The 12702-nt window shown below is 37.9% G+C and carries 13 protein-coding genes; 3 read left to right on the plus strand and 10 right to left on the minus strand.

The features are described from left to right. Nucleotides 1-40: 40 nt before the first annotated feature. The 4 genes from NST66_RS11735 to NST66_RS11750 form a co-directional block, all read right to left on the minus strand. The gene (locus NST66_RS11735) at nucleotides 41-532 is read right to left on the minus strand and encodes a GNAT family N-acetyltransferase (protein ID WP_033579112.1); all 492 of its coding nucleotides are present in this window, start codon (nucleotides 530-532) and stop codon (nucleotides 41-43) included. 94 nt (nucleotides 533-626) lie between these two features. Then, on the minus strand, nucleotides 627-1211 hold the full coding sequence (locus tag NST66_RS11740) for a cysteine hydrolase family protein (RefSeq protein ID WP_033579113.1): 585 nt from the start codon (nucleotides 1209-1211) through the stop codon (nucleotides 627-629). Between the two features lie 21 nt (nucleotides 1212-1232). Then, nucleotides 1233-1541: a cupin domain-containing protein gene (locus NST66_RS11745; RefSeq protein ID WP_013057236.1), complete on the minus strand. Its 309-nt coding sequence runs from the start codon at nucleotides 1539-1541 to the stop codon at nucleotides 1233-1235. Further along, on the minus strand, nucleotides 1516-2283 hold the full coding sequence (locus NST66_RS11750; protein WP_033579114.1) for a YqcI/YcgG family protein: 768 nt from the start codon (nucleotides 2281-2283) through the stop codon (nucleotides 1516-1518). Before NST66_RS11750 ends, NST66_RS11745 begins: the two co-directional genes overlap by 26 nt. A 152-nt stretch (nucleotides 2284-2435) precedes the next feature. Between NST66_RS11750 and NST66_RS11755 the strand changes: the two genes are divergently transcribed. Beyond that, nucleotides 2436-3077 carry a LysE family transporter gene (locus NST66_RS11755; RefSeq protein WP_033579115.1) on the plus strand — a complete coding sequence of 214 codons (642 nt, stop codon included), beginning with the start codon at nucleotides 2436-2438 and terminating at the stop codon, nucleotides 3075-3077. Here the strand turns inward: NST66_RS11755 and NST66_RS11760 are convergent. The 4 genes from NST66_RS11760 to NST66_RS11775 form a co-directional block, all read right to left on the minus strand. After that, nucleotides 3063-3884 (minus strand): alpha/beta fold hydrolase, encoded by an 822-nt coding sequence (locus NST66_RS11760; protein ID WP_048019242.1) that lies wholly within the window; start codon nucleotides 3882-3884, stop codon nucleotides 3063-3065. The genes NST66_RS11755 and NST66_RS11760 overlap by 15 nt on opposite strands. 212 nt (nucleotides 3885-4096) lie before the next feature. Next, nucleotides 4097-6523 carry a DNA topoisomerase IV subunit A gene (gene parC, locus NST66_RS11765; RefSeq protein WP_154991266.1) on the minus strand — a complete coding sequence of 809 codons (2427 nt, stop codon included), beginning with the start codon at nucleotides 6521-6523 and terminating at the stop codon, nucleotides 4097-4099. Beyond that, nucleotides 6520-8496 carry a DNA topoisomerase IV subunit B gene (parE, locus tag NST66_RS11770; RefSeq protein ID WP_028413163.1) on the minus strand — a complete coding sequence of 659 codons (1977 nt, stop codon included), beginning with the start codon at nucleotides 8494-8496 and terminating at the stop codon, nucleotides 6520-6522. Before parE ends, parC begins: the two co-directional genes overlap by 4 nt. A 333-nt stretch (nucleotides 8497-8829) precedes the next feature. Beyond that, nucleotides 8830-9243 (minus strand): CoA-binding protein, encoded by a 414-nt coding sequence (locus NST66_RS11775; protein WP_048019240.1) that lies wholly within the window; start codon nucleotides 9241-9243, stop codon nucleotides 8830-8832. 205 nt (nucleotides 9244-9448) lie between these two features. Here NST66_RS11775 and plsY point away from each other — a divergent pair, with 205 nt between their 5' ends. Both plsY and NST66_RS11785 read left to right on the plus strand, forming a co-directional pair. After that, complete coding sequence (plsY, locus tag NST66_RS11780) at nucleotides 9449-10042, plus strand: glycerol-3-phosphate 1-O-acyltransferase PlsY (protein WP_014459891.1); 594 nt, start codon at nucleotides 9449-9451, stop codon at nucleotides 10040-10042. A gap of 379 nt (nucleotides 10043-10421) precedes the next feature. After that, a complete protein-coding gene (locus tag NST66_RS11785; protein ID WP_013057245.1) occupies nucleotides 10422-10712 on the plus strand; it encodes a HesB/YadR/YfhF family protein in 291 nt (96 codons plus the stop codon). 35 nt (nucleotides 10713-10747) lie between these two features. Here NST66_RS11785 and NST66_RS11790 read toward each other — a convergent pair whose 3' ends face one another. Further along, nucleotides 10748-11176 carry an acyl-CoA thioesterase gene (locus NST66_RS11790; protein WP_049164856.1) on the minus strand — a complete coding sequence of 143 codons (429 nt, stop codon included), beginning with the start codon at nucleotides 11174-11176 and terminating at the stop codon, nucleotides 10748-10750. Between the two features lie 78 nt (nucleotides 11177-11254). Continuing rightward, the gene (locus NST66_RS11795; protein WP_340843381.1) at nucleotides 11255-12670 is read right to left on the minus strand and encodes a phospholipase D family protein; all 1416 of its coding nucleotides are present in this window, start codon (nucleotides 12668-12670) and stop codon (nucleotides 11255-11257) included. Nucleotides 12671-12702: the final 32 nt, after the last annotated feature.

Genomic DNA, 12702 nt, shown 5'->3' on the forward strand with positions numbered 1-12702 from the left:
TGAAACTAAAACGTTACAATGTGTAAAGGTGTCATACATCTTATAAAATAAGCTGATAAAAAAGTACATCTTGCCACTGATCAAATTTCCAGCCCACTTCTTTAAACTCTCCGCAAAATGTAAAATTAAATTGCTCATGCATTTTGATACTGATATCATTCCCTTTTGTAATTCCTGAAATGACAACGTGATGGTCGAGCTCTTTAGCTAATTCCAAAATGCGCTTCATAAGCTGTTTCCCAATACCATGCCCTTGTTGATTTTTATCAATATAAATCGATAGCTCTACTGTTTGAATGTACGCTTCTTTATCTCGATACGAGGAAAGCGAAGCATAGCCCGCTACTACTCCATCTTTTTCCGCGACAATAAGTGGAAAAAGTTCATTGCTAATATGATTATTAAACCAGCCCCTTCTTTGTTCTACTGTTACAGGCGTTAAGTCAAAAGTAGCAGCACTTGTTTGAACGGACTGATTATAAATTTCAACAAGCATAGGTAAATCTTCTTCTTTAGCATAACGAATGATCATATGTACAAACTCCTTATAGTATAGAATTATCTTTATTTTACTTCTTTTAAGAAACATAATCTACATAAAAAACCGATGTGCGTATGCACATCGGTTATTGGTTTTGGGCATATTGAAAGGTTTGAAGGACTTGAAGAGTCTCTTTTGTAGAAACGACCGTTGCAAACTCTCCGTGCAAGGAAGACAGTGCGAATGTATGTACATCTTCTGCAAGAAGTCTGGTTTTTCCATCGTAGGACATACAATCAAAACAGGCCGTTGCATCGTTCACAACATACGTCCTATACCCTAGATTTCCAGCCATGCGCGCAGTCGTAGAGACGCAGTGATTAGTAGTTAGTCCTATTAAGATAAGCGTATCATAGCCATTTGCTTTTAAATAGCTATCTAGCTCTGTTCCAATGAAACAGCTGTTCACGTGCTTGCGAATTAAGTATTCGTCTTCTTGTGGACCAAATCCTTCTTTGAACTGAAACCCCTTTGAACTTGGATGTAAAGGAGAGTCTGGATTTTCTGATGCATGCTGCACGTGAATGACAGGATAGTCTTGGCGCCTCCATGCTTGCAGTAGCGTCAGCATATTCTTTTCTGCATCTAAATTGTTTCTTTCTCCCCACTGGGGTGAATAAAACCCTTCTTGTACATCGATAAGTAGCAACACTGGCCGGGAACGTAGCATAAGCATCATCTTCTTTCGTCTTTATTTTAAAATGGAAATAACGTATGTGCATCCATCAGGACCGGCTTTTGAAGAATGAACCGTTTGTTTCGGTAAATGTATCCGATCTCCGGCCTGACATAGAACCGTATCACGTTCAACTGTAAAGTAAATAGATCCTTCAAGGATATGAAGAATTTCATCAGTTGGATGCGTATGAGACGGATGTGTTTGAAAAGCAATATCGTGCTGTACTTCAACGTATCCAGTATACGCCGGAAGCAGCTCTTTAATTACTTCTTCAAACTTTCCGCCAACTCCTTTTTTAATAGAGGCTTTTTTTACGTCCATGCTGCTCACTCCTTTTTAATTTAAATGGACACTGTCCGGTAGTATGGTTATTATCATCGTGTAAAAAATATTGCTTCCACTCTCTGTTTTCCTGCTGTCCATACCAGCCTAACTCAGGGTGAGCTGATACGTCATCATATGTTTTTAACCGATCGCGGACGACTTTTTGTACATGCTTCCCTATTTTTGAATCTCCTGTCATACCTTCAAACACCCACCGCGGCTGAAATGTAATCATAAATCCTCTGCTCTTACGGCTTTTACGTAGAGAATGAGCAGGCGTATTACAGACGACAAAAATAGGTTCTCCGTGAAAACAAAATTCCCATAATGCATCTTTTGGGTCTTTCGGAATATCTTGCGGCCATTTCTTTTGATCAATTTGATGAAGAAACGTCAGCGTATCCCAGAACATCGTTTCGTACTCTTCCATTGACCGTTCTTTATGTTCAGGCTTAAAGAATAACACAAAGGATGTATAGCGACCTATGGTCTTAAATGTATCTATGTATTCTCTAAGTGCCGCCGCTGCATGTTTAATATCTTGATAGTTATAAGGAGTCGTCACAAATGAAAAACGCAGTAAATCTTTTTTAAAGCCTTCTACCCCTAATATACAGGGAAATGGATTTTCTTCTGATAATATATCGCTTTGGAAATATTGAAAAGCATCTTTCCCCCAGAACGGGACATGCGTTGACTCTAAAATCTCATTAGCTCGAAAAAGCATTTTTGATGCCATTAAAACCCTCCTTATGGAACTCAACGTTACATGTGTATTAAAAAAAAGAAAGTTTATGAGTATTTTTAACTAAATCTCGCTTCTAAATTATAAAATTCTAATCTATATATATATAAGCTACTATTGGACAAGTTAGAAAGGAGGCTGTGTTTGTGGAGTGGTTTTTGATTGCTATAAAACAAATAATTCTAGGTATTAGTCTCGCAGCACCGGTAGGTCCAATTAATATAGAGATGATTAAAAGAGGTCTGACAAAAGGATTTTGGGCTTCTTGGCTAGTTGGTTTAGGAGGAATGACAGCCGATATCTTATTTATGCTTCTCATTTTAATAGGGTTAACCCCTTTTGTTCAGATGCAGGCTGTTACGGTTGTCCTGTATGCAACGGGTTTTGTCATGCTCACATTTGTTGGCTTTCAAAGTATGAAACAAGCTGTCTCTCGTTCCTTTTCAGTAGATGTAAATAACCCTTCTGCTAAAAAAGATAAGTCGTTTTTTACAGGTTTTTTTATTGCTCTTATGAACCCTTTAAATATTGTGTTTTGGTTTGGTGTATTTGGATCAAGCTTAAGCGAAAGCCTTCAAAGTCAAACGTGGCTATCCGTCTTTTTTCATAGCTTCTTTATTATTTTTGGCATCATTCTTTGGAATTTAAATATTGCGAGCAGCATTCATTTTACAAGAAAATTTATCACGCCTAAGCTTTTTCGCCTCATTACGTTAGGTGCTGGTTTTTTACTTTTTTTATTTGGCTGCCAATTCGGTTTTAAATGTGTATCCTTACTTATCGGCTGAGCTTTTATTGATGAGTTCAATAAGGGTGTCATTTACTTTCTCACGTTCATCATAAAAAAGACCGTGTCCACTATTTTCAAATGGGATCAGTGTAGAAAATGAAATGTGGCGATTCATTACTTTTGCAAGATCAAATGGACAAATTTGATCTTTTTTTCCGTGTAATATATATGTCTCAGCGAAAATTTGACTCAAATCTTCCCGTAAGTCTTCGTCTCGTAAAGACACCGCAGTTTTAATCGTTCCATGGCCAGATGCCTCTAAACCTAAATCTTGAAACCATCCTCTAAAAGCTGCGCTGACAGGCTGATTAAAAAATTTTTTCCCAAAGTCTTCAAGCATGTTAGGACGATCTCTATACGTATTTTGAATAATTGTATTTACTTCTTCAGAAGGAAGTCCGTATGGAAAATCAGTTTTTTGAATAAAGCTTGGAGCCGCTGCCCCTAATAAAATTAACTTCTTCACGCCATATCCTAAGTGTCTACTCATATATCGAATGGCAATGGCTCCCCCCATAGAAAAGCCTACTAGCGTATAATTTTTAAGTCCTAATTTTTCTACTAACATACGAATATCATCCGCTAATTGATTGTAAGAATAGCCGGTGAAAGGCGTATCTGATTTTCCAAATCCCCGAAGATCAGGAGCAATACACCGAATACCGCAGGCCGGCAGCGTTGTAAATTGGTATTCGTACATTTTAGCGTTAACAGGCCACCCGTGAAGGAAAAGAACGGGTTCCCCTTTTCCAATATCCCGAACAAAAAGTTTAGTCTTAGGAGTTACGTGAATAAAATAGTTCATATATAACACCTCCTAGATGTTCTTATATATATATGTTTTGGACAATTTGAACATTCAAAAGTTTCTTAGAGGCTTGTGTAGGAGATGCATGATGTTTATTTGGAATGAGGAGTAGGAAAATCATTTTATATTGTTTATTTAGAACATAGTTTAATTTAAAAATATTGGGTAAAAAAAAGTAGTAAAGCTTTAAAAACTTTACTACTTTTTTGTTATTTTTCTTCCAGCCACATATCAACTAAATTGCCAGCTTCGCTTTGGTCCAATACGAATGAACCGTTGCTGTATCGGTCACTAGCTCGCATTGTAGATGGATCAACCTGCTCGATTTGACCTTTAGATGATTCCACTATCATGTAATGCTCTTTAGAGATTACTTTTACTTTTGCAATTTGATGCGGATTAGATTTTAGTTCTCGGACCATCACTAGCCCTCGTTTTGCTCGTGCTGATTCTTCAAACTCAGCAATTTTTGTCTTTTTCACAGCTCCTCGCTGCGTGGCGATAAATAATTCAGTTGATAGAGCTTCATCTTCATCGAAGATAACGCCGCTTACAACATAATCATCGTCTTTTAAGTTAATTCCTTTTACACCAGAAGCGCGAGTTCCTACAATATTAATTTCTTCTTCCCGGAAACGCAGTCCGTAGCCAGAGCGAGTGGCAATAAACACTTGTTTTTTACCATCCGTTTGATATACGTCCACTACTTCATCATCGCCTTTTAAATTAACGGCGACAAGAGCTTTGGAGTAGCGCTGTGCTTTATATTGAAGTAATTCTGATTTTTTGACCATACCATTTTTCGTAAAGAAAAGCAGATACTGATTTTCTTTAAATTCTTTTACCGGTATCGCTCGTACAATCTGCTCTTCTTTATCAATTGGAACAATGTTCATGATATGCTGACCCATGTCTTTCCACCTGATATCAGGAAGTTCGTGCACTGGCATATATAAATAATTCCCTTTGTTTGTGAAGATGAGCAGCGTTTCGGTTGTATTAATTTCATACTTCGCTAAAATTCGGTCCGTATCTTTCATACCGAAGTCTTGCCCGTTAGACGCGGCGTAAGAACGAAGACTTGTTCGTTTTACATATCCGTCTTTTGTGACTGTTACCATCACTTCTTCAGATGGAACCATCACTTCTAGATTAATTTTAATCTCTTCGATTTCCGCTTCAATTTTTGAGCGGCGTTCTGTACTGTATTGCTTTTTTACACGGCGTAATTCTTTTTTGATTACATTAAAAAGTTTTTTCTCGCTATGTAAGATTTCTTCTAACTCGTTAATTTTAGCACCTAGCTCTTCAGCTTCCGCTTGTAGAGCTGTAATGTCCGTGTTTGTCAAACGGTATAATTGAAGCGACACAATCGCTTCTGCTTGAGGTTCTGTAAATTCATATTTGCCAATTAAATTATTTTTAGCGTCGCGCTTATCTTTAGAAGCTCTAATCGTCGCAATAACTTCATCTAAAATCGACAGTGCCTTAATCAATCCCGCTACAATATGTTCACGTTCACGTGCTTTTTGCAGTTCGTATTTAGAACGATTTGTTACTACTTCTTTTTGATGATCAATATAAGCATCAAGAATGTTAGCCAAACTCATAAGCTTTGGTCGCTTTTTAGCAATGGCAACCATGTTAAAATTATACGGTACTTGCAGATCCGTATTTTTATAAAGGAAGTGAAGTACTCCTTGAGCATTTGCGTCTTTTTTTAATTCTACTACGATGCGCAGACCCGTACGATCCGTTTCATCGCGAACTTCAGCAATACCTTCCACTTTTTTATCTAAACGAAGCTCATCCATTTTCTTCACAAGGTTGGCTTTGTTTACTTCAAACGGAATTTCCGTAATGACAATTTGCTGTTTTCCGCCGCGAATGGACTCCACTTCCGTTTTTCCGCGAATAATAATTTTCCCTTTACCTGTCTCGTAGGCTTTCTTAATCCCGTCTACACCTTGAATGATTCCCCCTGTAGGAAAATCAGGACCTTGGATAGCCGTCATTAATTCTTCAATTGTACACGCTGGTTTATCAATTCGCATGATCGTTGCGTCAATTACTTCACCTAAATGATGAGGAGGAAGTTCTGTAGCATAACCAGCTGAAATACCCGTGGATCCATTCACTAGCAAGTTAGGAAACATAGCTGGTAACACAGTTGGTTCGCTGCTTGTATCATCGAAGTTAGACACAAACTCAACCGTTTGTTTGTCAATATCTCGTAGAAGTTCTGCAGCAATCGATGAAAGGCGAGCTTCTGTATAACGCATTGCTGCTGGGGGATCTCCATCAATACTTCCGTTGTTTCCGTGCATTTCGATTAATACATTTCTAACTTTCCATTCTTGACTCATTCGAACCATGGCATCATATACAGATGAATCACCATGAGGGTGATAGTTACCAATTACGTTCCCTACAGTTTTGGCTGACTTACGAAACCCTTTTTCTGCTGTATTTCCATCTACGTGCATTGCATATAAAATACGACGCTGAACGGGTTTTAACCCGTCTCTTGCATCCGGCAGTGCACGCTCTTGAATAATATATTTACTGTATCGACCAAAACGGTCGCCTAGTACATCCTCAAGAGGTAAATCTAAAAAGCGTTCTGTTTGTGTCATTGTACGTCCTCCTCTGCGACCGTTAATACATTTTCATTATCTAAAATATTTGGATCTTCTTCTAATCCAAACGCTACGTTGCTTTCAATCCATTTTCTGCGTGGTTCTACTTTATCGCCCATCAAAGTGGTCACACGACGATCAGCGCGAGCAGCATCATCAATACGAACACGAATCAGCGTACGCGTCTCTGGGTTCATTGTTGTTTCCCAAAGCTGATCTGCGTTCATTTCACCGAGACCTTTATAGCGTTGAATCATATACCCTCTTCCTACCTTATCGATAGCACCTTGCAACTCTTCGTCACTCCATGAATATTCAACCACTTCTTTTTTACCTGACCCTTTACTTACTTTGTAGAGCGGTGGAAGAGCAATAAACACTTTTCCTGCTTCCACAAGCGGTTTCATATAGCGGTAGAAAAACGTTAGAAGAAGCACTTGAATATGAGCCCCATCCGTATCCGCATCGGTCATGATGACTATTTTATCGTAGTTAATATCATCGATTGTAAAATCTGCGCCTACTCCTCCGCCTATCGCGTGAATGATCGTACTAATTTCTTCGTTTTTAAAAATATCTTGAAGTTTGGCTTTTTCGGTATTGATAACTTTCCCTCGCAGCGGCAGCACAGCTTGAAAGCGGCGATCCCTTCCTTGTTTTGCTGAACCTCCGGCGGAATCCCCTTCGACTAGGTACAGTTCGTTTCGCTGAGGATTTCTTGATTGCGCAGGCGTTAACTTCCCGCTTAGAACAGTTTCTTGACGCTTTCGTTTTTTTCCGTTTCTTGCGTCTTCTCTCGCCTTACGTGCCGCTTCACGCGCTTGAGCAGCTTTGATTGCTTTTTTTACAAGAAGAGAGCTTACGTCTGGATTTTCTTCTAGGAAATAGGCAAGTTTTTCAGAAATAACTGCATCTACCGACGAACGAGCTTCACTTGTACCTAACTTTCCTTTGGTTTGTCCTTCAAACTGAAGCAACTCTTCAGGTATTCTAACGGAAACGATGGCTCCTAATCCTTCTCGTATATCCGTTCCTTCTAAGTTTTTGTCTTTTTCTTTTAGCAGGCTTACTTTACGGGCGTATTCATTAAACGCACGCGTCATAGCGCTTTTTGCACCGGACTCATGCGTTCCCCCGTCTTTGGTACGAACATTATTAACAAATGATAAAATGGTTTCAGAATAACCATCGTTAAATTGAAATGCAAATTCAACTTCAATATTATGATGAATCCCTTCAAAAAAGACGACTGGATGAAGTGAATCTTTTTCTTCATTTAAATATGAAACGAAGGCTTGAATACCTGTTTCATAATGAAAGATATCTTGACGATCATGCCTTTTATCGATTAACTCTATTTTGAATCCTTTTAACAGAAAAGCCGATTCGCGGAGCCGTTCACAAAGCGTATCATAATTGTACACGGTTGTTGAAAAAATCGTGGCATCCGGTTTGAAATGAATCGTTGTTCCCGTTTTTTTTGTTTTCCCTATTTTTTCTAGCGTCGTAACCGGCTTTCCTCCATTTTCAAAACGCTGTTCATAAATAAATCCATCTCTATGAATAGTTACAGTCAACCATTCAGACAGCGCATTTACAACAGATGCACCTACTCCGTGTAAGCCTCCGCTTGTTTTATATCCACCCTGTCCGAATTTACCTCCTGCATGCAAGATGGTTAAAATAACTTCAGGCGTTGGTTTTCCTAGTTTATGCATGCCCGTTGGCATACCTCGACCTTTATCTTGTACAGAAATTGAATTATCTTTGTGAATGGTTACAATAATTTCTTCTCCGTAGCCTGCTAGAGCTTCATCGACAGAGTTGTCGACGATTTCATATACTAAATGATGCAGACCTCGTGTATCCGTACTTCCAATATACATACCAGGACGTTTACGAACGGCATCTAATCCTTCTAGTACTTGAATTGCATCTTCATTATAATTAAATTGTTGTTTCCGAGCCATTCATACTACCCCTTTCATCACAACGAACATTACTACATTATGTATGAAACACAAACGTTTGCGCTTCGTGTCTAAGAATAAATGATCATGTATCCTATCTTTTAATTTTATAGTGTTCGCATCAACAGAACGTATGTTTCTATTTTTGCGTACTTACAAGATTTTAGCACAAATTTCCGTATTATAAAAGCAATATCTTGTGTATTCATGGATTATAAGCCTTATAAAGCTAGCTGTCTAACGTCTATTGTAGCGGAAACTCTCTTACTATTTCAACGCATGGTGAAACCCATGCAAGCAGTGTGCATGGGTTGGTTGTTCTGCTTATAGATCTTACTTTGTTAAAGCATGCTCGACTTTTATACAACGATCCATAACTACAGTATACCCTTTTTTAGCGAGCAGGTCATATGCTTCTTCATTAATTAAACCAGATTGTGCCCAAAATACGTCTGCATCTACTTTTAAAAACTCTTCTGCAACTTCAAGCAAATGCTCAGAGCGACGAAATACATTAACGATATCAATATGCCCTTCAATTTCTTTTAATGAAGATACGGCTTTTACGCCGAGCGCTGAGTTGATTGTTGGGTTCACCGGAATTATCTCGTAACCTTGCTGCTGCATGGCTTCTGAAACCATATAAGACGTTCGATGAGGATTATCTGATAAACCTACTACAGCAATGCGCTTGCTTTTTTTCAATATTTTGCCAAGCTCTTGACGGGAAGGAATTTTAATGGACATGTCTATTACCTCTCTTAGCTATATAATATGTACTGAACAACATTCGCGATTTACAGTTGATTTCCTGCATATAGTACCCGTTTTCTCTATTTTTGTAAACGTCTTCTTTTTTAAAAATAATTGGCTCTCACCCAAAACTAACTATGTTTTTTTAAGTATCTCATGGTAAAATAGAAACGATATAGAAATAAAGGAGCTTTCAAACATGAATTATTTATTACCTATTCTTGCCTATATCTTGGGCTCTATTCCTTTTGGACTAGTTGTTGGAAAACTAGGATACGGCATCGATATACGAGAGCATGGAAGTGGCAATTTAGGCGGCACCAACTCATTTCGTACATTGGGTGTAAAAGCCGGAATTATCGTTACGCTTGGAGACATTCTAAAAGGCACCCTAGCAGCTTCTTTACCGCTTTTATTTGATACAAATCAAAACATTCTCTTCATTGGTTTATTTGCTGTCATTGGTCATATTTTTCCTATTTTCGCAAAATTTAAAGGCGGGAAAGCTGTTGCCACATCCGCCGGAGTGATTTTATGTTATGAACCTCTTTTATTTGTTTTCGTGCTATTATGTTTTTTTATCTGCTTATACATAACGAAGTATGTATCACTGTCATCAATGGTTACTGGGGTATTAACCTTTATCTACACGCTATTTAAACAAGACTACATGCTTATTATGATTATTGGTGTAATTGTAGCCTTTGTCATTTACAGACACCGCGCAAACATTACGCGAATTCTTAACAAAACAGAACCGAAAGTCACATTTTTATCAGGTAAAAAGAAATAAGAGGAAGATCCTCTTATTTCTTTTTTTATAACCACTTTGTAAGCGAATACATTTCTTGTTTATTAGTTATACTGATACTAAAATAAGGAGGTGAATAATGTGAAGAAAAAATGTCCCATTTGCAAACGTAATAAGAAAATGGATTCACAGCTAGAAGGAAGCCGCTACTGCGTTCACTGCTGGGAAACCATTGGAAAACAATATGATTTTAAATGAAAGAATGAAACGATTTAATATAGAAATGAAGCATTCGCCTCTATATTAAATCGTTTTATTTTATTTTATCTTATTCCTTCCTAGCTGGATTCGTATATATTGGTAATTTATCTATCTTTCTACTATAATAAATGTATCCGCAGTATTGGAAGGAGCATAATTAATGAAATTAACAGTAACAGAAGCAGCAGCTACGTGGTACAAAGACGAAATGATGCTAGAAGGAAACGAAACAATTCGCTTTTTTGTTCGCTACGGCGGATGCAGCAACGTTCAAAAAGGTTTTTCTTTAGGTGTAAACACAGATTCTCCTAAAAACGTTGGCGTTGAAACAAAAGTTGACGGTTTAACATTTTTCGTAGAAGATGAAGACCTTTGGTACTTTGATGGTCATGATTTGACCGTAAATTATAATGAAGAAACAAAAGAACCTGACTTTCATTACGAAGCGTAAGAAAAAAAGCATCGATTTATCGATGCTTTTTATTCTTACGCTTGACCCTGCTTTTTGGCGTCTTCATAGGCTTTATGCCATTCCGGATAATTACGGCGAATCGAAATAGGCTTAAAGTTTTCTTTTTTTACACATACGTGTGACGATGTTCCTGTTAACGCAAGTTCTTCATTTGAATTAAAAATTTCGTATCCGTACACAACGCGTAGACCGTCATAGTTCTCAACCCAAGTATGTACCACAGCTGTCTCGCCATAATGAAGCGGCTTTTTATATGATGCCTGTATATCAATAACTGGCGACAGCACACCGTCTCTTTCCATTTGTGCATAGCTAAAACCTAAATCACTGATAAACTGTGTTCGGCCTATTTCCATCCATACTAAATAGTTAGCATGATACACAACGCCCATCTGATCGGTTTCTGCATAGCGCACTTCGATTTCTTTCTTCGATACTAGCATGATTCTACCTCCTCTTGCACTGTTCCTGTTTTATCTTACCATATAAGGAGAATATACTCCTACTAGTTTGGTTATTACTCAATATGTTGTAAGACTAAGCGCATCTTGAATACGATATATCAGTGTTTCCAGCCTCGTCATCTTATTTTCATACCTTTTATAAGGAAGTGTGTATGTGTAGTCTTTATTTGTCCATAGGCGGTCAAAATAAGCGTTTAGTTCCGTCATAACCTTTTTGTTAGGAGGTCCTGATACTTTAATATCCGTTTCTAAGTTCAAATCATCCAAATTTCGTTTTGTGAAATTTGCTGCTCCTGCAATAATCATTGCCTTTCTTTTGTTTCGAATAAATAAAGTTTTAGGATGATACTGCTCTTTTCCCGTATGATACCAGCGAACTTTAATATCGCCTTTAGATTTTTTCACAAGTTCTGCTGCGACTGGACGGTTAGGCAGTCCGAACTTTTTTCTTCCGAACGCATTTTCATTAGGGTCTAAAATTAATCGTACGTTTGCCCCTTGTTCGGAAGCTTTCAAAAGCGCCTTTATTACGTCTCGATCTCCAAGATAAAACATGCCAATCCACACATCGTCGCCTTTTTTAGCATGACGTAAATCATTTAATACGTGCTTATAGATTTTGCCTTCTGTTAACAGCTGAACATAGAGGTCTCCCTTTTCTTTTTCTTTCTTCTTATACCGAGGTAAATCTCCTCCGTAAGAAAAATCAGACACGGCTTGTTCGCTTTTTACAACATCTCCAATGATATTCCCTTTTACTTCAAAGGCCATGTTGGAATTATAAAAGCTTGCATCATGAGGATTGGCAGAGGAGATAATAACGCTTTGATCGGTTGCTACTACTTTTCTGTGATTAGCTTTTACATTTAACAACTTAAAATAAGCACGGGCCGTCACGTTAGGCGCATTATTTCCGAAAGGATTCGTGATCCATCTAGTTCCTTTTTCACCAAACCACTGAACAAAAGTTCTCCACACTGAAGAATATAGTGGAATGGAGTCTCTGAGCTTAGATAAATTGGTTTGCACCACTTTGATTCCGTTTAGCCGCAGTGAATCTAACCACTTTGAATCATGTGAGCCGTAGGTTGTATTGATTTCATCTGTAATAAAGACGATTTCGATAGTAGGATGTTTTCGTTTCTTTTCAATCAGCTTACTTGCAAGCGTATCACTAAGGTGAGGAAACGTTTCACCTTGGTTATAGTAGCCATTAAATAGAAACATATCCATAATAATAAAAGCTTTTGCGTCATCAATCGCATTCGTAACTGCTTGAAAAATATGTTGTTCGGAAACCGACGTCTGCTGGTCTTGATACGTTAGGTCCGATAAAAGAAATACATCTTCTACTTTGTGAGGCCTACTTTCGTATGAAACTCCTTTTGGCAAGGGCTTATGCGTGTGATAAGAGCCCACAATAATCAAAACGACAAGTAAACTGACCAAAATTCTTACTATTTTCTTTTTCACCTACATAAACCTCTTCGCTAGTTTATATTATT

This window comes from Priestia sp. FSL W8-0524 (assembly GCF_038005965.1).
In the GTDB taxonomy this organism is placed as follows: Bacteria; Bacillota; Bacilli; order Bacillales; family Bacillaceae_H; genus Priestia; species Priestia zanthoxyli.